Origin of the sequence: Aeromonas lacus, from assembly GCF_000764665.1 — a bacterium.
GTDB lineage: Bacteria > Pseudomonadota > Gammaproteobacteria > Enterobacterales > Aeromonadaceae > Aeromonas > Aeromonas lacus.
This window is the reverse complement of sequence record NZ_JRGM01000132.1, coordinates 19,261-40,921: the sequence shown is the minus strand read 5'-3', so window position 1 is coordinate 40,921 and position 21,661 is coordinate 19,261. Positions and strand designations below refer to the sequence as shown.

19 protein-coding genes and 1 tRNA gene are annotated in these 21,661 nt (G+C 59.4%); 6 read left to right on the top strand and 14 right to left on the bottom strand.

All coding sequences use genetic code 11. The features are described from left to right. Positions 1-101: 101 nt before the first annotated feature. The 5 genes from phoU to tadA all read right to left on the bottom strand — a co-directional run bounded on the left by phoU (position 102) and on the right by tadA (position 6,416). On the bottom strand, positions 102-812 hold the full coding sequence (gene phoU / locus LG31_RS0110295) for a phosphate signaling complex protein PhoU (RefSeq protein WP_033114383.1): 711 nt from the start codon (positions 810-812) through the stop codon (positions 102-104). Positions 813-896: 84 nt separating this feature from the next. Next, positions 897-1,715 carry a phosphate ABC transporter ATP-binding protein PstB gene (gene pstB / locus LG31_RS0110290; RefSeq protein WP_033114382.1) on the bottom strand — a complete coding sequence of 273 codons (819 nt, stop codon included), beginning with the start codon at positions 1,713-1,715 and terminating at the stop codon, positions 897-899. Positions 1,716-1,824: 109 nt separating this feature from the next. Beyond that, entirely contained in the window at positions 1,825-3,474 is a 1,650-nt protein-coding gene (pstA, locus tag LG31_RS0110285; protein ID WP_033114381.1) for a phosphate ABC transporter permease PstA, read from the bottom strand. A 16-nt stretch (positions 3,475-3,490) separates the two neighbouring features. Then, on the bottom strand, positions 3,491-5,728 hold the full coding sequence (locus LG31_RS0110280) for an ABC transporter permease subunit (protein WP_033114380.1): 2,238 nt from the start codon (positions 5,726-5,728) through the stop codon (positions 3,491-3,493). 205 nt (positions 5,729-5,933) lie between these two features. Beyond that, positions 5,934-6,416 (bottom strand): tRNA adenosine(34) deaminase TadA, encoded by a 483-nt coding sequence (gene tadA / locus LG31_RS0110275; RefSeq protein WP_033114405.1) that lies wholly within the window; start codon positions 6,414-6,416, stop codon positions 5,934-5,936. 310 nt (positions 6,417-6,726) lie between these two features. Here tadA and LG31_RS0110270 point away from each other — a divergent pair. After that, positions 6,727-6,803, top strand: a tRNA-Pro gene (locus tag LG31_RS0110270). 269 nt (positions 6,804-7,072) lie between these two features. Further along, complete coding sequence (locus tag LG31_RS21430; RefSeq protein ID WP_167334755.1) at positions 7,073-7,216, top strand: hypothetical protein; 144 nt, start codon at positions 7,073-7,075, stop codon at positions 7,214-7,216. A 197-nt stretch (positions 7,217-7,413) separates the two neighbouring features. On the opposite strand, the gene LG31_RS21270 is transcribed toward LG31_RS21430, so the two are convergent. Beyond that, positions 7,414-7,584 carry a hypothetical protein gene (locus LG31_RS21270; protein ID WP_161785983.1) on the bottom strand — a complete coding sequence of 57 codons (171 nt, stop codon included), beginning with the start codon at positions 7,582-7,584 and terminating at the stop codon, positions 7,414-7,416. 315 nt (positions 7,585-7,899) lie between these two features. On the opposite strand from LG31_RS21270, the gene aceB reads away from it, so the two are divergent. Both aceB and aceA read left to right on the top strand, forming a co-directional pair. Beyond that, a complete protein-coding gene (gene aceB / locus LG31_RS0110265) occupies positions 7,900-9,507 on the top strand; it encodes a malate synthase A (protein ID WP_033114379.1) in 1,608 nt (535 codons plus the stop codon). Between the two features lie 73 nt (positions 9,508-9,580). Further along, on the top strand, positions 9,581-10,894 hold the full coding sequence (gene aceA, locus LG31_RS0110260; RefSeq protein ID WP_005344572.1) for an isocitrate lyase: 1,314 nt from the start codon (positions 9,581-9,583) through the stop codon (positions 10,892-10,894). Positions 10,895-11,005: 111 nt separating this feature from the next. On the opposite strand, the gene hda is transcribed toward aceA, so the two are convergent. From hda to upp, 3 genes are all read right to left on the bottom strand, one after another. Next, complete coding sequence (gene hda / locus LG31_RS0110255) at positions 11,006-11,707, bottom strand: DnaA inactivator Hda (protein WP_033114378.1); 702 nt, start codon at positions 11,705-11,707, stop codon at positions 11,006-11,008. Positions 11,708-11,809: 102 nt separating this feature from the next. Continuing rightward, a complete protein-coding gene (locus LG31_RS0110250; protein WP_033114377.1) occupies positions 11,810-12,829 on the bottom strand; it encodes a DUF2066 domain-containing protein in 1,020 nt (339 codons plus the stop codon). A 146-nt stretch (positions 12,830-12,975) separates the two neighbouring features. Next, positions 12,976-13,602, bottom strand: coding sequence for a uracil phosphoribosyltransferase (upp, locus tag LG31_RS0110245; RefSeq protein ID WP_033114376.1), 627 nt, complete (start codon positions 13,600-13,602; stop codon positions 12,976-12,978). A 175-nt stretch (positions 13,603-13,777) separates the two neighbouring features. Between upp and purM the strand changes: the two genes are divergently transcribed. Further along, positions 13,778-14,815: a phosphoribosylformylglycinamidine cyclo-ligase gene (gene purM, locus LG31_RS0110240; protein ID WP_021231046.1), complete on the top strand. Its 1,038-nt coding sequence runs from the start codon at positions 13,778-13,780 to the stop codon at positions 14,813-14,815. After that, complete coding sequence (gene purN / locus LG31_RS0110235; protein WP_033114375.1) at positions 14,812-15,450, top strand: phosphoribosylglycinamide formyltransferase; 639 nt, start codon at positions 14,812-14,814, stop codon at positions 15,448-15,450. The genes purM and purN overlap by 4 nt, the downstream gene beginning before the upstream one ends. A gap of 112 nt (positions 15,451-15,562) precedes the next feature. Here the strand turns inward: purN and LG31_RS0110230 are convergent, their stop codons facing one another. From LG31_RS0110230 to LG31_RS0110210, 5 genes are all read right to left on the bottom strand, one after another. Continuing rightward, positions 15,563-16,324 (bottom strand): Nif3-like dinuclear metal center hexameric protein, encoded by a 762-nt coding sequence (locus tag LG31_RS0110230; protein ID WP_033114374.1) that lies wholly within the window; start codon positions 16,322-16,324, stop codon positions 15,563-15,565. Positions 16,325-16,480: 156 nt separating this feature from the next. Beyond that, entirely contained in the window at positions 16,481-17,824 is a 1,344-nt protein-coding gene (locus LG31_RS0110225) for a sigma-54-dependent transcriptional regulator (protein WP_033114373.1), read from the bottom strand. Positions 17,825-17,900: 76 nt separating this feature from the next. Continuing rightward, the gene (locus tag LG31_RS0110220) at positions 17,901-18,935 is read right to left on the bottom strand and encodes a sensor histidine kinase (RefSeq protein WP_033114372.1); all 1,035 of its coding nucleotides are present in this window, start codon (positions 18,933-18,935) and stop codon (positions 17,901-17,903) included. 106 nt (positions 18,936-19,041) lie between these two features. Next, positions 19,042-20,463, bottom strand: coding sequence for a sigma-54 dependent transcriptional regulator (locus LG31_RS0110215; protein WP_033114371.1), 1,422 nt, complete (start codon positions 20,461-20,463; stop codon positions 19,042-19,044). A 242-nt stretch (positions 20,464-20,705) separates the two neighbouring features. Further along, on the bottom strand, positions 20,706-21,593 hold the full coding sequence (locus LG31_RS0110210) for a DUF2726 domain-containing protein (RefSeq protein ID WP_033114370.1): 888 nt from the start codon (positions 21,591-21,593) through the stop codon (positions 20,706-20,708). Between the last annotated feature and the right edge of the window lie 68 nt (positions 21,594-21,661).

The window sequence follows — 21,661 nt, the reverse complement described above, 5'->3', positions numbered from 1 at the left end:
GGAGTATTCTATCAGAAAACAGCCAGTTGGGGGCTTTATCTTACTCCGACCAGTTATGCAACAAAAAAGGCGCCTGACGCGCCTTTTTATTCACTTTCTGTTTAGCCCTTGCCCAGCAGGGTGCCCAGATCGTCCGCCTTGGTGTGGCGCACATCCTTGCCCTTGACGTAGTAGACGATGTACTCGCAGATGTGCTGGCAGCGATCGCCCACCCGCTCGATGGCCCGCGCCGCCCACAGGACGTTGAGCACCTGCGGTATGGTGCGCGGGTCTTCCATCATGTAGGTCATCAGCTCGCGGATGATGGACTCGTACTCCCGATCCACCTTGTCATCTTCCTTGTAGACCGCCAGCGCTGCATCCAGATCCATGCGGGCGAAGGCATCGAGCACGTCGTGCAGCATCTTGATGGTACGGCGGCCCATGTTCTCCAGCGACACCAGCGGCGGCTGCGGCTTGTTGGCGTTGTCGGTCAGCATGCGGGCGATCTTGTCCGCCACATCGCCAATGCGCTCCAGATCGGTGATGGTCTTGATGATGGCCATCACCAGTCGCAGGTCGGAGGCGGTCGGCTGGCGCTTGGCGATGATGCGGGTGCACTCCTCGTCGATCGCCACTTCCATGGCGTTGACCTTGTGGTCGTTGGCCACGATTTTGCGCGCCGCCTCCAGATCCTGATCGTGGATCGCCGCGATGGCGTCGGTGAGCTGCTGCTCCACCATGCCGCCCATCACCAGCACCTGGTTGCGCACACTCTCGAGCTCGGCATTGAACTGACCGGAGATATGTTTATTGAGGTTCATATTGTCCATACAAATAATCCTTGATGCTCCGATTATGCCTTAGCCGTTGAATTGACTGCCAATCTGTTTGTGGTGGTTCATCCTCTCCTCTCCTTAACCATAGCGACCGGTGATGTAGTCTTCGGTCTTCTTCTTGGCCGGGGTGGTGAAGATGGTGTTGGTATCCGAGTACTCGATAAGCTCGCCCATGTACATGAAGGCGGTCTGATCCGACACCCGCGCCGCCTGCTGCATGTTGTGGGTCACGATCACCACGGTGAACTGGCTCTTGAGCTCGTTGATCAACTCCTCGATGGTGAGGGTGGAAATCGGGTCAAGCGCCGAGGTAGGTTCATCGAGCAGCAGCACTTCCGGCTCGATGGCGATGGCACGGGCAATCACCAGACGCTGCTGCTGACCACCGGAAAGACCGAAGGCGTTGTCGTGCAGACGATCCTTCACCTCATCCCACAGCGCCGCGCCGCGCAAAGAGCGCTCGGCGGCATCGTCCAGGGTGCGGCGATCGTTGATCCCCTGCAGACGCAGGCCGTAGACCACGTTCTCGTAGATGGACTTGGGGAAGGGGTTGGGGCGCTGGAACACCATGCCCACCCGGCGGCGCAGGGCGGAGACATCGACGCTCTTGTCATAGATGTTTTGACCGTGCAGCTGGATCTCGCCGTCGATGCGGCAAATTTCCACCAGATCGTTCATCCGGTTGATGCAGCGCAGCAGAGTCGATTTACCGCAGCCGGAGGGGCCGATAAAGGCGGTTACCTGACCTTTGGGGATCTTCATGTTGACGTTGAACAGCGCCTGTTTGCTGCCGTAGTACAGGTTGAGATCCTTCACCTCCAGCGCGGTCTGCTCCGGGCTCAGGTTGAGCAGGTCGGTCGCGGTGTGTTGGGTCGCTGCGGTCGTTACGTTGATCATCTGTTACCTCAAAATCTGTCGGTGGCGGCGGGCAATCTCATCGCCCGCGGCCGGAACGCTTGGCTGGCAAGGAACCTGTCCCCTGCCCGTCTCTGTGGTGGCTGGCCTATCAATGTTCCAGCGACCGGAATTTCTCGCGCAGGTGGTTGCGAATACCGATAGCCGTCAGGTTGAGGCCGACGATCACCGTCACCAGCAGGAAAGAGGTGGCGTAGACCAGAGGGCGCGCCGCCTCGACGTTGGGGCTCTGGAAGCCGACGTCATAGATGTGGAAGCCCAGGTGCATGAACTTGCGCTCCACATGCAGATACGGGAAGTTGCCATCCATCGGCAGGGTCGGTGCCAGTTTCACCACCCCCACCAACATCAGCGGTGCCACTTCACCGGCCGCACGGGCAATCGCCAGAATAAGGCCGGTCATGATGGCCGGGCTCGCCATCGGCAGCACGATACGCCACAGGGTCTCGGCCTGGGTGGCACCCAGTGCCAACGAGCCCTGACGGATGGTGCTCGGGATCCGCGCCAGCCCCTCTTCGGTGGAGACGATCACCACCGGCAGGGTCAGGATGGCCAGGGTAAGCGCCGACCAGATAACGCCGGGTGAGCCAAAGGTCGGGCTCGGCAGCGCTTCCGGATAGAAGAGGCGGTCGATGCTGCCCCCCAGGGTATAGACGAAGAAACCCAGACCAAACACGCCGTAAACGATGGAGGGCACGCCCGCCAAGTTGATCACTGCGATGCGGATAAGCTTGGTCAGGCTGTTCTTGCCGGCATACTCGTGCAGGTAGACCGCCGCAATCACGCCGAGCGGGGTCACGATGATAGCCATCAGGAACACCATGAAGACGGTGCCGAAGATGGCCGGGAATACCCCGCCCTCGGTGTTGGCTTCACGGGGATCGTCGGAGACAAACTTGCCGATCTGGTGGAACCAGTAACCTACCTTGGCCAATAGACTCATGTCGTTGGGCCACACCACATCCAGTACCTTGGACATCGGCATGGTCACCAGCTCGCCACGCATATCCTTGACGGTGATGCTGTCGCGATCGGCCTGACTGCGCAGGGAGAAGAGCTCCTTCTCCAGCACCTGATAGCGATCGTTGAGAGCCTGACGCTCGCTCGCCAGCTGGGCTTTGAGCTGATCGGTCAGGTTATTCTCAAGCTCGGCCTTGCGCTCTTTGAGGCGCAGCCGCTCCAGCTGATAGTTGATGCTGCCGATGTCCCCTTTTTGCAGATCGTTAGCCTGTTCGGAGAGGCCATTGGCCCGCGCCAGCACCCGCTGCAGAGCGGCGTGCAGATCCGTGGTGATCTCGCGCCCATCCTCTTTGACCGAGCTGATGTAGCCGTAGAAGTTGCCGTTGGTGGCGCGCTCAATCATGGCGAGCTCAACCGGCTGGCTCTGGGACTTGATGTCGGTCTCCAGCACCCAGCGGAAGTCCAGATCGACAAACTCGCGGTTGCCGGTCTTGACCAGATAGCGGGTCAGCAGCTCGCGCTCCTCACCCTTGAGCGGCAGGCCTGCGGCGCGCAGGCGCTCCACCGGCACCAGCTCGCGATCGTTGATTTCACCGATCAGCACGCTCTTGTTGCCGCTCGCATCTTCCAGCTGCCACTCATAGATGGGGTGAGGCCAGAAGTAGACCAGACCACGCCAGCCGATGAGCAGCAACAGCCCCAGTACCGCGACCAGACTCAGGCTGACGGCGCCGCCGGTCATCCAGATCCACGGGGCCCCTGATTTAAACCACTTACCCATTGTCATTCCTTGGTCCTTACAGAGAGCTGTATTTTTCACGCAACCGCTGACGGATAAACTCGGCCAGGGTGTTGAACAAGAAGGTGAACACGAACAGGACGAAGGCTGCGAGGAACAGCACCCGATAGTGGGAGCTGCCCACTTCCGACTCCGGCATCTCTACCGCAATGTTGGCGGCGAGGGTACGCAACCCCTGGAACATGGAGAAGTCCATGATGGGGGTGTTGCCGGTGGCCATCAGCACGATCATGGTCTCGCCCACGGCGCGGCCAAGGCCCATCATCACCGCCGAGAAGATGCCCGGGCTGGCGGTGAGGATCACCACCCGGCTCAGGGTCTGCCACGGCGTGGCACCGAGGGCCAGCGAGCCCTGGGTCAGGTGCTTGGGTACCGAGAAGACCGCGTCTTCGGCGATGGAGAAGATGGTCGGAATGACTGCAAAGCCCATGGCGATGCCGACCACCAGCGAGTTGCGCTGGTCGAACTTGATGCCCATGTCGTGGGTCAGCCAGATGCGCGAATCACCGTGCATAAAGGCATTCTCGATGAGCGGGCTCAGCGCGAACGCTCCCCAACCGATGAAGAGCAGCACCGGGATCAGCAGGATGGCGTGCCACCCCTCCGGCAGCCAGGTGCGGCTGCGCTCCGGCAGGTAGTTCCACACCAGCGCGGTCAGCAGCATTCCCGCTGGCAGCAGAATAAGCAGCAACACCACGCCGGGCAGGGAGCCCTCTATGATGGGCGCCAGCCAGAGGCCTGCCAGGAAGCCGAGGATAACGGTCGGCAGGGCCGCCATGATCTCGACGGTCGGTTTGACATATTTGCGCAGCCCCGCCGACATGAAGTAGGCGGTGTAGATGGCGCCCGCAACACCGAGCGGCACCGCAAACACCATGGCATAGAAGGAGGCTTTCAAGGTACCGAATACCAGCGGCACCAGGCTCAGCTTGGCTTCAAAGTCGTTGCTGGCGGAGGTGGATTGCCACACATACTGGGGCTCCGGATACCCTTCGTACCACACCTGTTGCCACAGGGCAGACCAGGTCACCTCGGGGTGCTCGTTCTCCACCGCAAACAGCTTGAACGCATCGCCCTGCTGGGTCAGCAGCAGGTTGTGGCGCGGCGAAATGGCCAGCGCAGAGAAGGCGCCGCCATCGACATGCTCGCTCAGCAGCTTGGTCTCGCCGGTGGCGTGGAAGAAGCTGACGGTGCCATCCTTGTCGGCACTGATAAAGCCCTTGCGAAAGTGCTCCGGGGTGAGCTGCGCCACGGCGCCATCACCCTTGAAGTCACGGATCTGAGTGAACTGGCGTTTGCCATCCTTTGCCACTTCAAACCACTGGGAGATAACGCCATTGTCGTTGCCCACCAGCAGGGAAGAGGCGCCGGAGAGCAGCTCGACCCGGGTCACGTTGGCATTCGGGGCGTTGATCTCCAGCACGTTGCGTACCGAGATATCGCTCAGGTTCTGGATGTCGTAGACAGAGAGGCGGTTGCCCTCGCGCACGAACAGGATGCGCAGGTTGGGGGTGAGCAGCATCTGATCCACATGGCGCGGCAGGGAGGGAATGGTGTAGTTCTGGGCACTCCACTCGATCTCGCCGGAGAGGAAGTTCTCCTCACCGCTCATCACCGTCATCACGCCGCGACCATCTTCGGTCACGGCGGCAGCGGCCATCTTGTCCTTGGTGGCTTCAAACACCATGGTCTTGAGCGCCTTGCCCTCGGGATCCACTACCACCGGCTCTTCGCCGAAGGGGTACTGGAGGCTTGGCTCAATGACGCGCACATCGTTGGGATAGGAAACCTTGAAGGAGGGCTGTACCACTTGCGCCTTGCCGTCGGCAAAACCATAGGCAATCAGCTTCTGACCCGGCGCGGGCGGCGCCACGGCAGTGACGTCACCGGCCACCTCAGCCTGACCGAGGGATTGACCGACCTTGATCTTGCCATCGCCCTGCACGGCGAAGAAGTTGACCTGTCCGTTGTCGCTGAAGCGATAACCGATCTCGTTCTGCTCTTCTACCCCGAGCCAGGCGGTCTTGCCGCTTGTCGGCAGGGTAAACGAGGCGGTCGGCTCCATCGTGGCGCCATTGAAGATGGGCTTCACCACGTAGAGCAGGTAAAAGAAGATAAGCAGTAGCGCCACCAGCACCAGCGCCCCACCCGTGGTGACGCCGTACTTGGCCAATTTGTCCTTGATGCGGCGTTTTCGACTCCCCGCCATACCCAGGTGTAATGATTCCGATGACATGCAAAACCTCAATGTAAGCTAGGCTTGGCGGCATTATATGGCGGTTGCATGACAGTTTTGTTACACCCGCCACCTTAAATAAGCAGGATAAACAGGGGGTCGGAATACAAGGGGAGATAAGGAGTGAAGGCTTAATAACTGATTGTTTTTAAAGTGGTTATAAAAATGGCAAGCGGCGGGTTAGTACATCCCGCCGCTGACCGGCTCAGGCGGAAGCCTCACCCGATTGTTGCAGCGCCAGTTTGGCCGCCTTTTTCTCGGCGCGGCGCCGCTTGAAGAAATCGGAGAGCTGGGTCGAACAGGCCTCAGCCAGTACGCCAGCGGTCAGCTCGACCCTGTGGTTGTGACGCGGATCCTGCAAGATCTCGAACACCGACCCCGCTGCACCCGTTTTGAGATCCCGTGCGCCAAAGACCACCCGCTTGACCCGGCTATGGATGAGGGCTCCGGCACACATGCAGCAGGGCTCCAGCGTCACGTAGAGGGTGGTGTCGAGCAGGCGGTAGTTCTCCAGCTGGCTACCTGCCGCGCGGATCGCCATCACTTCGGCATGGGCGCAGGCATCGTGCTCGCTGATGGAGCGGTTCCACCCCTCCCCCACGATCTCGTCACCCAGCACCAGAACGGCACCAACCGGTATCTCGCCGATCCCCTCGGCGCGACCCGCCAGTGCCATGGCGTGGCGCATCCACTTCTCATCCGTTGCGGCCTGTTCCGGCGCATCGGCCCCCTCTGCTGGTTTCACGGCCATGCCTCTCTGTCTGTTCAATCTCTGCATTGGTATTCCATACTGCCGCACCTTTCAGCCGATATTATGAATATCTTGCATAAATAGTGGCTGCTGCGGGGCGGCGATTATGCCAAAACTCCCTCCTCCGCCCAAGCCGCATCTTGGCTGAGCAATAAAGAAGCAGTCGGCATCTCTATGATAAAAAAGGAGTTGCACCCATGAGTGCAGATCATTAGACTTCCTCCCCGTCAGCTCAGACTGACCTTGTCGGCGTGTAGCGCAGCCAGGTAGCGCACTGTCATGGGGTGTCAGGGGTCGGAGGTTCAAATCCTCTCACGCCGACCATCATTCCCCGAAAATAGCCCAGTCAAACGACTGGGCTATTTTTTTACTCCCGTTTTTGCTCTGAATTGCCTTCCCTCTCCCGCTTTCCCCCCCTTTTCTGCCCGACGCAACCAACGCCATCAGAGTCAGGAACAAAAAATGTACAGAATCGCTTGAATCTTTTTGATGCGATCATTAATATGCGCAACTTTCCGCCGGTATCAAGACAGGGAGGTGGAGGCACAAGTGAAGGGATCACTGGCCGGCTTGCATTCAATACGGGAGCAAGCATGAACCAGACCACCGATTTCACCCCGCTCATTCCGCTCTACCCTGTTCCTCACGACACCTCCTGCACCCCGCAAGGTGAAGAGGAAGAGCTGGTCATCCAGCTTGATGTCATCGATCTGGCCGAACCTGACGATGACTACTGAGCCCGCCTGCGGGCGATTTTCTCCTCTCTTTGCCCTCTTTTGTCCGTTTTCTGCCTCTTAAGACGTACCACCTTAAAAAAACGACAAACCACTACCAAAACATGATTACGCAGTGTAATTGACTACTGTTTAACCACCACTCCCCGCCGGGTTGATCCCCATCAGCTGATACAAACCTACGTTATTGCGCTCCACTTTCAATGCGGCAAGCCGTCAGCGCCAACAGAGCCCTGCGAAGGTATGGCAGTTTTAAACGAACGTTCACTATCCAGCATCAACGCCACCAGTCTATTGATTGAAATATTTAAACGCACTTCATACAGCTGTTTTTCAAAAGCCTGGAGTAAGGTCGGGATTTGTTTTTGCATTTGTAATTTTATTACGTAATAAGTTACGAATCGCATGACAAGAAGAGTGACCGGATGAGCCATCGTCCGGACAGAAAAACCAGGAGCATAACCATCTGTGTAGAGCTTTTATACCAATCCAATAACTCAATTAAAAACATCAACTTAAATATCACCCCCAAACAAGCGTTTAAAAAAAACTGTTGACGTAATCGACAATATTTCGCACCTTATCAATCGTGTTATCCCGTTGTTGCGGGAACGTTTCAGGAACAGGGATTCGACTTTAGTCGTAGTTAGTAAGTTCAAAATGTAATTCTCAAAGGAGTGAACCTTATGTCGGCACCGGCTCAGACCCACTGTAGCGCCCGCCTTCGCATCCAGGGCGAGATGCTGCCCGAATACGCGCAAATTCTGACGCCGGAAGCGGTGGCTCTGGTCTCCGAACTGGTGGAACGTTTTGCTCCCCAAAGAGGGGAATTGCTGAAACAACGTGTGGCACGTCAGGCCCGTATCGATGGCGGCGAGTTACCGGACTTCCTGCCGGAAACCGCCCACATCCGTGAAGGTGACTGGACCATTCGCGGCATTCCCGCCGACCTGCAAGACCGCCGTGTGGAGATCACCGGCCCGGTCGAGCGCAAGATGGTGATCAACGCCCTCAACGCCAACGTCAAGGTGTTTATGGCGGACTTCGAGGACTCACTGGCCCCCGCCTGGAACAAGGTGATCGAGGGTCAAATCAACCTGCGCGATGCGGTCAACGGCACCGTCTCCTACACCAGTCCGGAAGGAAAGGCCTATACCCTGAACCCCAATCCGGCGGTGCTCATCTGCCGGGTTCGCGGGCTGCACCTGCCAGAAAAACATGTCACCTTCGATGGCGAGCCGATCCCCGGTGGCCTGTTCGATTTTGCCCTCTACTTCCTGCACAACTATCAGGCGCTGCTGGCCAAAGGCTCCGGCCCCTACTTCTACGTACCCAAGCTGCAGAGCCATCTGGAAGGGCGCTGGTGGAGCGAGGTATTCGCCTGGACCGAGGACAAGTTCGGTCTGCCCCGTGGCACCATCAAAGCCACCGTGCTGATCGAAACCCTGCCAGCAGTGTTCGAGATGGATGAGCTGCTCTATCAGATGAAGGATCACATCGTCGCCCTAAACTGCGGCCGCTGGGACTACATCTTCAGCTACATCAAGACCTTAAAGAACCACCCGGATCGGGTACTGCCTGATCGCCAGGTGGTGACCATGGACAAGCCGTTCCTCTCCGCCTACTCGCGACTGCTGATCAAGACCTGCCATAAGCGCGGTGCGCTGGCGATGGGGGGCATGGCCGCCTTTATTCCGGCCAAAGATGCCGCCGTCAACGAGCAGGTGTTTGCCAAGGTCAAAGCCGACAAGGAGCGTGAAGCCAACAACGGCCACGATGGCACCTGGGTCGCCCACCCCGGTCTCGCCGATACCGCCATGGCGGTGTTCAACGCCACCATTGCGGTTGGCGCCAAGAACCAGATCGGCGTGCTGCGCGAGCAGGATGCCCCCATAACTGCCGCCGACCTGCTGGCCCCCTGCGAGGGCGAGCGCACCGAGGCAGGGATGCGCACCAATATCCGGGTTGCCCTGCAATATCTGGAGGCTTGGATCAACGGCAACGGCTGCGTGCCCATCTACGGTCTGATGGAAGATGCCGCCACCGCCGAGATCTCCCGCACCTCCATCTGGCAATGGATCCGCCACGGCAAGAGCCTCGCCAACGGCAAGGTGGTGACCAAGGATCTGTTCCGCCAGATGCTGGCCGAGGAGCAGGAGGTGGTCAAAGCCGAAGTGGGTACCGAGCGTTGGCAATCGGGTCGCTTTGCCGAGGCGAGCGAGCTGATGGAAGAGATCACCTGCGCCGATACTCTGATCGATTTTCTAACGCTGCCCGGTTACGAGCGGCTCTGAACTCCGGGCCCCGGGCGGGGCTCGCCAATAACAAGTCAATGGAAACGTGAAATCAATGAAAGAGGGAACTGATATGGCACTGACCCGTGAGCAACAGATCCAGGCTATCGAGAAAGACTGGGCGGAAAACCCCCGCTGGAAAGGGATCAAGCGCGGCTACAGCGCCGAAGATGTGGTAAACCTGCGCGGCAGCTTGCAGCCGGTACACACCCTGGCACAGCGCGGTGCCGACAAGCTGTGGGGTCTGATCCACGGCGACGCCAAGAAAGGCTACGTCAACTGCCTCGGCGCCCTGACCGGTGGTCAGGCGGTGCAGCAGGCCAAGGCGGGGATCGAGGCGATTTACCTCTCCGGCTGGCAGGTGGCGGCGGACAACAACTTGTCCTCCACCATGTATCCGGATCAGTCCCTCTACCCGGCCAACTCCGTACCATCCGTGGTGGAGCGCATCAACAACTCTTTCGCCCGTGCCGACCAGATCCAGTGGGCCAACAAAGTAGGGCCACAGGATGAGGGCTTTATCGATTACTTCCTGCCTATCGTGGCCGATGCGGAAGCCGGTTTCGGCGGTGTGCTGAACGCCTTCGAACTGATGAAGGGAATGATTGAAGCGGGCGCCGCTGGCGTGCACTTCGAAGATCAGCTGGCTTCCGTCAAGAAGTGCGGCCATATGGGTGGCAAGGTGCTGGTACCGACTCAGGAAGCGGTGCAGAAGCTGGTTGCCGCCCGTCTGGCAGCCGATGTCTGCGGCACAACCACGCTAGTGATAGCCCGTACCGATGCCAACGCCGCTGACCTGTTGACCACCGACGCTGACCCGTACGATGCAGACTTCCTGACTGGCGAGCGCACAGCCGAAGGGTTCTACAAGGTACGTGCCGGTATCGATCAGGCCATTGCTCGCGGTCTGGCTTACGCCCCTTATGCCGACATGGTGTGGTGTGAAACCGCCAAGCCGGATCTGGACGAAGCGCGCAAGTTTGCCGAAGCGATCAAGGCCAAGTTCCCGGATCGTATCCTGGCCTACAACTGCTCCCCGAGCTTCAACTGGAAGAAGAATCTGGACGATGCCACCATCGCCCGATTCCAGCAGGAGCTCTCCGACATGGGCTACAAGTACCAGTTCATCACCCTCGCGGGTATCCACAACATGTGGTTCCACATGTACGAACTGGCCTACCAGTACGCCCGTGGCGAAGGGATGAAGCACTACGTCGAGATGGTGCAAGAGCCGGAATTTGCCGCCGCCAGCCGTGGCTACACCTTCGTGGCACACCAGCAGGAGGTGGGTACCGGTTACTTTGACAAGGTGACCACCGTCATTCAGGGTGGCCAATCCTCGGTGACCGCGCTGACCGGCTCTACTGAAGAAGATCAGTTCCACTGATAGGCAGAACTCTTTGAGAGAGTCCTTGAGATAGCAAAACCCCGGCCTGAAGCCGGGGTTTCTTTTTGTCCGTTGTATCAGCGCCGCTGAGGCTCAAGCACACCCAATGGCTCAGAGCTCCAAGATCTCTTTTACAAAGGGGATGGTGAGCTTGCGCTTGGCGCGAAATGAAGCGTTGTCGAGCTGATTGAGAGTGGTGAGCAGAGTGCGCATGTCGCGCGAGAGGCGGTTGAGCAGGAAGCGGCCCACATCGATGGGAAGTTTGAAGCCCCGCAGCTCGGCACGCAGCTGCAGGGCACTGAGCTTGCCTTCATCATCCAGCTCTTCAAGGTGGAAACTCACCCCCCAGTCGAGGCGCGAGGCAAGATCCGGCAGCTGCAGCCCCAGTTTGCGCGGCGCGCTGCAACCGGTGACGATCAGCGTCCCTTCCCCTTTCTCCTGCCAGCGATTGTAGAAATCAAACAGCGCCCGCTCCCACACGGCATTGCCGGCGATGGCCTCAATGCTGTCGAGGCAGACCAGCGGCAGGCTTTCGAGGGCATCAAGCATGCTGGGGTCGAGCTGTTCAAACTGATCGAGGGAGAGATAGGCCGCCGCCGCATCGCGGGCATTGACCTCGGCACAGGTAGCGTGGAGCAGATGAGAGCGTCCGGAGCCCTTGGCTCCCCAGAAATAGAGGAAAGGCGACCCCTGACCGATGGCCGCATTCTTGAGGGCGGTGATCAGATGAGCATTGGTGCCGGGATAAAAACTGACGAAGGTTTCATCATCCGGTAGTTGTACGGCTAGGGACAGTTGGGCCGGTTGCTTCACTCGTTGGGCTTTGACTGTGACATTTGTGGCTAAGTGTACCATCGCAATGGCAGATAGAGAACCGCCCGGACAAGCCGGGCGGTAGACAAAAGCCTTGTGAAATCAGGGCTGCGACCATTGGTAACGCAGATTGCTGCCATTATCGTCAACCTTGTGCAAGCGGCTCTCCAACTGCAGGGCTCGCACCAACTCGCTCTGCTCCCCCTGCAGGGTGAAGTTGAAGGTGACCTGATTGCCTTCCAGCTTGCCGATCTCCACCTTGCTGACGTTGGCCATCCCCTGCAGCATCTTCTGCACGGCGATCATGCTATCCACATCGGAGAGACCATCCACCACCAGAGTCTGACTGGTTGCCGGGCCCGAGATGCGGGCACCGTAGTTTTTCACCAGCCAGGTCGCCAAGGTATCGGCAAGCCCTTGTGCCACTTCGGCCTGTGTACCCGTGCTGTTGCCTCGGGTCAGTTCGGCCACTTCACCCGCGGCCTTGGGACCGTAGAGTCCCCAGTCGATGCTCCACTTGTCCCCTTCCGGGGTCAGCTTGCCCAGCACCACCATTTCGGCGCCATAGCGCTGGCTCGCCTTGAGGATGGGATCAGCAAAACGGCCCCACACATCGGTGGCACTGACCGCCATGTTGTCGTCGAGATCCATCAGGGGAATGCTGACCGGCAGCCCCAGCGCCAGGGTCTGTTCGCGCAGTGCCTGTGCCCAGCCATCGGTAGACTGGTCTGCCAGCAGATGGCGCTCACCCTGATCCACCACCAGCCAGAGGGCCATCTGGGGACGAGCTGGGCCAAGCAGGGCGAATTTGCTCTCGGAGACCAGGCTGTTGACCTTGTCGCTCTTGAACTCGGCCTTCAGATACTTGACCGAATCCACATCCTGATAGCCATAGCTCTTTACATAGTCGCCCGGCGCAGCCAGCGCCTTGACCACGGCAGGCTGGGTCAGAATATCCCGCTTGCCGGTCACCTTGATCAACACCTCGCCCAGCGCCTGACCCTGAGCAGCCACCATGTCGCCGGTGGTCGGGGCCTTGCCCTGATAGAGGTCGGTCACCTGAGCGGCCGAGGCAATGAATGACAAGCCGCAGCAGAGGGCGGTCACAACACGTTTGAACATGAACAGAGTCTCGAAATGGGAGATGGTGCTTATGGTAGCGGCAAGGCGCGTCCTGCGGCAAGGCTGGGACAAAGGCCATAAACAGCGAAGCCGGCAGGACGCCGGCTCCGTCAGCCACCTCGGCAGAGGCGGCGTGTCACAGCAACTTACTTGGTACCGAAGATCTTGTCGCCAGCATCGCCCAGACCCGGCACGATGTAGCCTTTCTCGTTCAGGCCCTGATCGATGGAGGCACAGAACAGCTCCACGTCCGGGTGAGCGGCTTCCAGCGCCTTGATCCCTTCTGGTGCGGCAACCAGCACCAGCACCTTGATGGACTGGCAGCCTTTCTTTTTCAGCAGATCGATGGTGGCGATCATGGAGCCGCCGGTGGCCAGCATAGGGTCGATGACCAGCGCCAGACGCTCTTCGATGTTGCTGACGATCTTCTCGAAGTAGGGAACCGGCTGCAGGGTCTCTTCATCGCGGTAGATACCAACCACGCTGACGCGGGCGCTTGGCATGTGCTCCAGCACGCCATCCATCATGCCAAGACCGGCACGCAGGATCGGTACGACGGTTACCTTCTTGCCCTTGATCTGGTCAACTTCTACTGGCCCATTCCAGCCATCGATGATAACCTTCTCGGTTTCGAAGTCAGAGGTAGCTTCATAGGTCAACAAACTGCCCACTTCTTTGGCCAGTTCACGGAAACGCTTGGTGCTGATATCGCCTTCACGCATCAGACCGATCTTGTGTTTGACCAGGGGGTGTTTGACTTCAACGACTTTCATTATTATCTCCTCTAACCTGCCGCAAAAAAATCGCGGAATCATACAACAAAAGCCGCCGCTTGTAGAGCAGTTTTGCGCAAAAACGCGCAAACGATTTCCTTTCTGGTTTTTGACCGCCACTGTTAGAATACGCCCCGAATTTTACCCTCCACTTCTCACATGACGGGGACTACTCGTGACTGACAAAACCTCACTGAGCTACAAGGATGCTGGCGTGGATATTGATGCCGGCAATGCACTGGTTGAACGTATCAAGGGCGTGTCAAAGCGCACTCGTCGTCCTGAAGTCCTTGGTGGTCTTGGCGGCTTTGGGGCCTTGTGTCAAATCCCTGCGGGCTACAAGGAGCCGGTGCTGGTTTCCGGCACCGACGGTGTGGGCACCAAGCTGCGCCTCGCCATCGATCTGAAAAAACATGACACCGTGGGTATCGATCTGGTGGCCATGTGCGTCAACGACCTGATCGTACAGGGTGCCGAGCCCCTCTTCTTCCTCGACTACTACGCCACTGGCAAGCTGGATGTGGACACCGCGGCAGCCGTGGTCACCGGGATCGGTGCCGGTTGCGAGCAGTCCGGCTGTGCTCTGGTGGGCGGCGAGACCGCCGAGATGCCGGGTATGTATGAAGGGGAAGACTACGACATCGCCGGTTTCTGCGTCGGTGTGGTGGAAAAGAGCGAAATCATCGACGGCAGCAAGGTGGGTGAAGGGGATGCCCTGATCGCGCTGGCCGCCAGCGGCCCCCACTCCAACGGTTTCTCCCTGATCCGCAAAATTCTCGAGGTCTCCAAGGCAGACGTTCATCAGCCGCTGGGTGACACCACCCTGGCCAACGCCCTGCTGGAGCCGACCCGCATCTATGTGAAACCTGTGCTCAAGCTCATCAAGGAGTGCGAGATCCACGCTCTCTCCCACATCACAGGTGGTGGCTTCTGGGAGAACATCCCGCGCGTACTGCCCGCCAACACCCAGGCAGTGATAGACGAGCAGAGCTGGCAGTGGCCGGCAGTGTTCAGCTGGCTGCAGCAGGCAGGCAACGTCACCCGTCACGAGATGTATCGTACCTTCAACTGCGGCGTCGGCATGATCATCGCCCTGCCCGCCAACCAGCTGGAGAAGGCGCTGACCCTGCTCAAGGCGGAAGGCGAGAACGCATGGCACATCGGTCATATCGCCAAGGCAGCCGACGGTGAGGAGCAGGTCGTCATCAAATGATGCGGGTCCTCGTCCTAATCTCCGGCAGCGGCAGCAATCTGCAGGCAATCCTCGACCACTGTGCCAGCGGCAAGATTGCCGGTGAGGTGGTCGGCGTCATCAGCAACAAGGCCGATGCCTATGGCCTGATCCGCGCACAAGAGGCAGGGGTGGCTACCACCACCCTCAGCCAGCAGCAGTTTGCCAGCCGGGAGGAGTATGACGCCGCCCTGCTGGCGCTGATGGCTGACTATCAGCCGGATCTGGTGGTACTGGCCGGCTTTATGCGCATATTGAGCGGTGATCTGGTGCGCCACTTCGCCGGACGGATGATCAATATCCACCCCTCCCTGCTGCCGAAATATCAGGGGCTGCACACCCACCAGCGCGCTATCGATGCTGGTGACAGCGAGCATGGCGCCAGCGTTCACTTCGTGACCGAAGAGCTCGATGGTGGCCCGGTGATCCTGCAGGCGCACGTCCCCATCTTCGAAGGCGATGATGCTGACGAGGTAGCGGCACGGGTACAGGTGCAGGAGCACAGCATCTACCCACTGGTGGTGCAGTGGTTCTGTGAAGGGCGCTTGCAGATGCGAGATGCATCAGCCTTTCTCGATGGCAAGCAACTTGGCCCGGCTGGCTATGCCTGCGAGTAACCGCTAACCACAGCAAGCAAAATGTAACAAGGGAGGCCCAGGCCTCCCTTGTCATTTCCATAGATCAACGCAATGACCACGTTCATCTCCGATTACGCCACTACGCGGCTAATCAGACCGGATTGTCGATATCGATAAAGGTGACATCCAGCCCGTGCACGGTCGCCAGCCACTCTCCCAGCGCCTTGACGCCGTAGCGTTCGGTAGCGTGATGACCGGCAGCGTAGAAGTGCATCCCCATCTCGCGGGCGGTGTGAATGGTCTGCTCGGAGGCTTCGCCGGAGATAAAGGCATCGATGCCCTGCTCCGCCGCCAGATTGATGTAGCTCTGGCCGCCGCCGGTGCACCAGGCCACTGAACGGATAAGTTCGGGGCCGCTGTCGCCGCAGTGGAGCGGCTCACGACCGAGACGCTCGGCAATCAGCTTGGCAAAATCGCTGCCGCTCATCGGCTCTTCCAGCTTGCCAACCATGGCGACGCTCTTGCTGTTCCACGGCTCCAGACCACGGCGCACCTTGATGTCGAGCAGCTTGGCGAGCTGGGCGTTGTTGCCCACCTCGGGATGGACATCGAGCGGCAGGTGGTAGGCAAACAGGTTGATATCGTGGGCCAGCAGGGTCTTGATGCGGCGCTGCTTCATGCCGGTGATCTGGGCCGGTTCACCGCTCCAGAAGTAGCCGTGGTGAACCAGAATGGCATCGGCATCGGCAGCCACGGCGGCGTCGATAAGGGCCTGACTGGCGGTCACGCCGGTCACCACCTTGCGAATGCGCTCGCGCCCCTCAATTTGCAGACCATTGGGGCAGTAATCCTTGATGGCGTGGGGCTCAAGCAGGTGGTTGAGTACGGTTTCCAATTTTCGATGAGAGATCATAAGGGTCCCTTTATAACGGCGCGATTCCCTGTTTTACCAATAAAAACAAGGCCCCGGCTCAAAACGCCAAGGGCCCTATGATAATCGAGAGCCGCCATCAAGACCATGACGGTTCCCACACAGTGATACTTCCCCCTATTGAGGCTCCTGCCTGACTCAGGCGGGCAAGTCGATGCCGGCATCCCGCATCTGGGCCAGCTTGTAGCGCAGAGTTCGCGGGCTGATCCCGAGCCGGTCGGCCACATCCTTGCGACTGCCGTTGCACTCTTGCAAGGTGTCGAGAATGATCTGGTGCTCCTGCTGCTTGAGTTCGCTGCCGAGACGATCACCGCCATAAGCGCGCTCTGCGACGGCAAACTCCATTTCCTGCTCGTCCACCTCTTCCAGAATGAGGTGGCTGCAATCGATCACTCCATCAGGGCTGAGGATCAGCGCCCGCTGTACCACATTGTCCAGCTCCCGCACGTTGCCGGGCCAGGGGTGAGAGAGCAGCCGCTCGCGCGCCTGCGGCTCCAGCTGCGGGGCTGGCAGCCCTTGCTGGCTGGCATGCAGGGCCAGCAGATGTTCAGCCAACGGCAAGATGTCTCCGGGCCGCTCGCACAGGGCAGACCAGCGCAGCGGAAAGACGTTGAGACGGTAGTAGAGATCTTCGCGGAACAGACCATCCTGCACCGCCTTCTTGAGATCCCGGTTGCTGGTGGCGATGACCCGCACATCTAGCGGGATCATCTTGCGGCTGCCGAGCCGCTCCACCTCTTTCTCCTGCAGCACCCGCAACAACTTGGCCTGCAGCCCCAGATCCATCTCGGTGATCTCGTCAAGCAGCAGGGTGCCCCCCTGCGCCTGCTCGAACTTGCCGGGGCACCCCTGCACCGCACCGGTGAAAGCCCCCTTCTCGTAGCCAAACAGGGTCGCCTCCAGCATGTTCTCCGGAATGGCGGCGCAGTTGATGGCGATAAAGGGCTGCTCGGCGCGGTTGGAGTTGTCGTGGATGTAGCGGGCCAGTACCTCTTTCCCCGTACCACTCGGGCCTGTCACCATCACGGTGGCCTCGCTTCTGGCCACCCGGGTCGCCAGCTGGAACAGCTCGGCGCTCTTGGGATCGCCATAGACTACGGCACGTTTTTCTACCTTCTGGGCCGGTACATAGCGGCTCACCTGATTGAGCAGCACCTCGGGCGAAAAGGGCTTGGCCAGATAGTCGATGGCGCCTTCCCGCATGGCGCGCACCGCGCCGTCGATGTTGGCGTAGGCAGTCATCAGGAGTACCGGCACCTGCGGATACTGCTGGCGTATGGTGGCCAACAGGGTCAGGCCATCCATCCCTCCCATCTGAATATCGGAGATCACCATGTCAAACGGCTGACGGGAGAGGGCCAGCAAGGCCCGCTCGCCGCTGTCTACCTCACGACACTCATAGCCGCCAAGCAACAGGGTATCGACCAGCGCTTCGCGCAGGCCATTGTCATCTTCCACTACCAGGATCCGGGCCTGAGTCATGCTACACCTCCCACGACAGCCAACCTGGCCGCATTGATATGGCTCCCTCTCGGCCGGCACAGCACCTGAACAAGGCTCATGCTGCACCTCCAAGCTGTACCTGCTGCTGATGCAGGGGGAACGACAGAGTAAAACAGGTGCCCTCTCCGGGAACCGAGGCCACACCGACCTCGCCCTGATGGGCACGCACGACGGATTGCACCACCGCCAACCCAAGGCCGGTGCCCTGGGAGCGAGTGGTAAAGAAGGGCTCGAAAATCTGGCTGAGCAGGTGAGCCGGCATCCCCTTGCCATTGTCGATCACCCGCATCTCGACGCGGGCACCGCTGCGCACTGCACTCACCAAAAGCGACGTTGCCCCCGCCTGCTGGGCGTTGGCGATGAGATTGTTGATGGCTCCGGAGAGCGCACTGCTGTTGGCCAACAGGCAGAGATCGGGCTCCGGCGCCTCCATGTGCAGCTCGCACCCCTGCTGGGTGCAGAACGCCTCTGCCCCCGCATGTACTTCAGCCAGCAGACCCTGTACCGAGATGGGGGTAACCACCTGATTGTCGCCATTGCGGGCAAACAGCAGGATGTCGTTGATCTGCTTCTCCAAGTCCTGCAGCCGGGCCATCAGCTTTTGCTGAAACTGGGTGCGGGATTCGGGTTTGAGGGTGCGGTTGGCCAAGTTGGCAGCATAGAGCATGGCGGCCGAGAGCGGGGTGCGGATCTGATGGGCCAGCGAAGCGGCCATATTGCCAAGGGCCGACAACCGCTTCATGTGGTTGATGCGATCCTGCAGCTGACGGGTTTCGGTCAAATCGTTGATAAAAACCAGCTGGCCCGCCTGATCCTGCAGCGGTTGGGTCGAGAGTTGGACCCGGCGGCCATCGCGCAGGGAGATCTCGTGACCATCATCCTCGCGCGGCTCGAAGCAGCGGGTGATGACGTGACGCCAGAGTTCCCCCTCCAGCGGCTCCCCCAGCAGGTCTATCGCCGCCGGATTGGCACGGGTGATGATGCCAGTGCCATCAAGCAACAGCACCCCGGTCGGGAGCGCCTTGAAGATGGCGTAAAGCTGGCTCACTTCGTGAGACTGGAGTGGGATATCCTGCTGTTGGGCTGTCATAAACCTGACCTCAAACTGGCGACCTGGTCAGGTTATTCAATTTCCATGCCACTAAATTAATCTATTAAAACCAATAGATTACCGCTTTGCGTCAAGGCTTTGACCCTCAGACGTCCTTGCTCATCCCGTACTTTTTCATCTTCTCGACCAGGGTAGTACGGCGCATGCCAAGCAGATCGGCGGCGCGGGCCACCACCCCGTCCTGCGACTCCAGTGCCTGGCGGATCAGCTCCACTTCGAGGTCGGCCAGCATCTCCTTGAGATTGACCCCCTCCTCCGGCAGCTGCATGGTACGGGGCGAGGAAAGCGGATGGTCGATCTCCGGTGGATCCTGAAACACCGCGGCCAGCGCATCGCGCTCGTCCATCTCGGTCAGCCGCTCATCCCGTGGCTCGCTTGGCAGCAAGCGGTAGCGGCTCGGCAGATCGGCCACATCGACAATTTGCTGCGGATAGAGAATAAGCAGTCTCTCCAGCAGGTTGGAAAGCTCACGCACGTTGCCCGGCCAGGGATACTGCATCAGCGACTCCATCGCCCGCTGGGTCAGACGGATGGTGCTGTGGTGCTGTTCGGCATGACGGTTGAGCAGCTCCTGCAGCAGCAGGGGAATATCGTCGATGCGATCCCGCAGCGGCGGGGTCTCGATGGGGAAGACGTTGAGGCGATAGTAGAGATCTTCACGAAAACCCTGGGTGCGGATCAGCGCCTCCAGATCCCGGTGAGTCGCGGCGATGATACGCACATCGGCCTGAATGGGCTTACCACCACCCACCCGATCAAAGAGCCGCTCCTGCAACACCCGCAACAGCTTGACCTGCATCGGCATCGGCATGTCGCCAATCTCGTCGAGGAACAGAGTGCCCCCCTGCGCCAGCTCAAAACGGCCACGCCGCGCGGCGATAGCACCGGTAAAGGCCCCCTTCTCGTGACCAAACAGCTCGCTCTCCAAGAGCTCCGCCGGAATAGCACCGCAGTTGATGGGCACGAACGGCCCCTGGCTGCGGGCAGAGAGTTCGTGAATGGCGCGCGCCACCACCTCTTTACCGGTACCCGACTCCCCGAGGATCAGCACGTTGGCATCGGTCTCGGCAACCTGGCTGATGAGGCGACGCACCTCCTGGATCCCCTTCCCCTTGCCCACCAGCAGGCGCAGCAGAGCCTGCCCCTTGTCATGGGTCTGCTGACGGGGATGCAGAGAAACAAACGCCTGACAGAAGTGCAGGTGGCGAGTCAGCGACTCATAGGTAAACGGCGCCTCGGCAACCCCGATGAAGTTGCTGTTGGGCAGGTCGGCCTCGACCAGAGAGATAAAGGGGGTTCGGGGGAATGCGGCCAGCAGATCCGGCAGAACACGGGCGCCGAGTTCTCCGGCCAGCACACCTTGCAGGGGGCCGGAGGAGTCGATGGCGACATCCAGATCGCCTTCAGCGACCTCTTGCCACGGGATCCCCATAAACGAGAGCACTGTTCCCAACTGCTGACGCCGCTGCGCATCGGCATCAACAATCAACACGCCCATCTCCACCATATCAATCCCTCGCGACGACCGAATATAATTCATTGTTTTATATAGATATAAAACATATATCACTTATTTTATTTCAGACAGACAAAGTGCCAAAATTCCGACACTTTGTCAAAAACTGTCGTATTCAGGCTAAGTGTATCGACATAAAACGGGGATAAACGAAATGGCTACGGCATTTTTTTCGAAGGGAATATTCAGGTGATACCGCCTTGCCGGCGGCGGTATCACTCAGATGCAGCAGTTTAAGGGTGGATATGGTGGCGCGGGGTGGCGTAGCGGCACTCGGGAAAACGGCTGCAGGCCAGAAAGAGGCGGCCGGCATGGGGCCCTTTCTTGGCTTCACGCTCCACCAGCGGCGCATCGCAGCGAGGACAGTGGTGCACCTCTTCATCCTCGTCTTCAGACGGATCGGCAAACAGGTTGTCAGCAAGCTCCGGCTCCATCACGGGAACTGCAACGCTCGGCGCAGGGCTCTCCAGATTTGGGAAGTGAAGTGGCTCTTCATCGACCGGGCGAACTGTTGCCTGTGGCGAGCCACCGCGGAGCGGCGTGCCAAGATCGACCCCGTCCAGCAACAGAGGGTTGAAAGTGGGTTCGCGCCGCTGGCCCGGCAGCAGATCATCAACCACCGGCTCGCTGGTTTTGACCAGCAACGGCAGAATCTGTTCGCGCAGCTCTTCCACCTGATAACCGCTGCTGGCCGGAATTTGCAGCAGGGGCAGACCGGCGCTGTCGCAGGCAGTTTTCAGAAAGAGATCACGCGCCTTGCGCTTCTGATGACGGTGAGAGCTGTCATCCAGCTCGATGGCACAGATAAACGAGAGGTCGGTCGGATGGCAGAGCAGATAGTCAAAATGCTTGCCGCTGATCTTGTTGAAATGTTGCTGCCACTTGCTCTTGCCAAGCCCGGCTTGCGGGGTCAGCACATCGGCCACCCGCACCTTGGCCAGCACTCTGGCCTTGTCGCCTACTGCCAGATCCAGAACCCCGAGAAAAGAGCGTTCGGCCGGAGTGAAGAGAGTCTCCTGCAGATCGTAGGGCAGCTGCTTCTGCTCCTTGTTTCTGCTCCAGAAAATCGCCAGCACCAGCAGGGCCAGCAGCAGTAATCCCGACAGGACGAGGGTATTCATGAGAGCACAATCCAGTTCACAACACGAAAGGGGAAACACTTTACCACAGCCAGCGTCGCGCAAGGCAG

What these genes read in the sequence shown, in the direction of transcription:
- phoU (WP_033114383.1), bottom strand. Translation starts at nt 812, where the DNA reads ATGGACAATATGAACCTCAATAAACATATCTCCGGTCAGTTCAATGCC.
- pstB (WP_033114382.1), bottom strand. Translation starts at nt 1,715, where the DNA reads ATGATCAACGTAACGACCGCAGCGACCCAACACACCGCGACCGACCTG.
- pstA (WP_033114381.1), bottom strand. Translation starts at nt 3,474, where the DNA reads ATGGGTAAGTGGTTTAAATCAGGGGCCCCGTGGATCTGGATGACCGGC.
- LG31_RS0110280 (WP_033114380.1), bottom strand. Translation starts at nt 5,728, where the DNA reads ATGTCATCGGAATCATTACACCTGGGTATGGCGGGGAGTCGAAAACGC.
- tadA (WP_033114405.1), bottom strand. Translation starts at nt 6,416, where the DNA reads ATGCGCCACGCCATGGCACTGGCGGGTCGCGCCGAGGGGATCGGCGAG.
- LG31_RS21430 (WP_167334755.1), top strand. Translation starts at nt 7,073, where the DNA reads ATGAACCAGACCACCGATTTCACCCCGCTCATTCCGCTCTACCCTGTT.
- LG31_RS21270 (WP_161785983.1), bottom strand. Translation starts at nt 7,584, where the DNA reads ATGCAAAAACAAATCCCGACCTTACTCCAGGCTTTTGAAAAACAGCTG.
- aceB (WP_033114379.1), top strand. Translation starts at nt 7,900, where the DNA reads ATGTCGGCACCGGCTCAGACCCACTGTAGCGCCCGCCTTCGCATCCAG.
- aceA (WP_005344572.1), top strand. Translation starts at nt 9,581, where the DNA reads ATGGCACTGACCCGTGAGCAACAGATCCAGGCTATCGAGAAAGACTGG.
- LG31_RS0110250 (WP_033114377.1), bottom strand. Translation starts at nt 12,829, where the DNA reads ATGTTCAAACGTGTTGTGACCGCCCTCTGCTGCGGCTTGTCATTCATT.
- upp (WP_033114376.1), bottom strand. Translation starts at nt 13,602, where the DNA reads ATGAAAGTCGTTGAAGTCAAACACCCCCTGGTCAAACACAAGATCGGT.
- purN (WP_033114375.1), top strand. Translation starts at nt 14,812, where the DNA reads ATGATGCGGGTCCTCGTCCTAATCTCCGGCAGCGGCAGCAATCTGCAG.
- LG31_RS0110230 (WP_033114374.1), bottom strand. Translation starts at nt 16,324, where the DNA reads ATGATCTCTCATCGAAAATTGGAAACCGTACTCAACCACCTGCTTGAG.
- LG31_RS0110225 (WP_033114373.1), bottom strand. Translation starts at nt 17,824, where the DNA reads ATGACTCAGGCCCGGATCCTGGTAGTGGAAGATGACAATGGCCTGCGC.
- LG31_RS0110220 (WP_033114372.1), bottom strand. Translation starts at nt 18,935, where the DNA reads ATGACAGCCCAACAGCAGGATATCCCACTCCAGTCTCACGAAGTGAGC.
- LG31_RS0110215 (WP_033114371.1), bottom strand. Translation starts at nt 20,463, where the DNA reads ATGGTGGAGATGGGCGTGTTGATTGTTGATGCCGATGCGCAGCGGCGT.
- LG31_RS0110210 (WP_033114370.1), bottom strand. Translation starts at nt 21,593, where the DNA reads ATGAATACCCTCGTCCTGTCGGGATTACTGCTGCTGGCCCTGCTGGTG.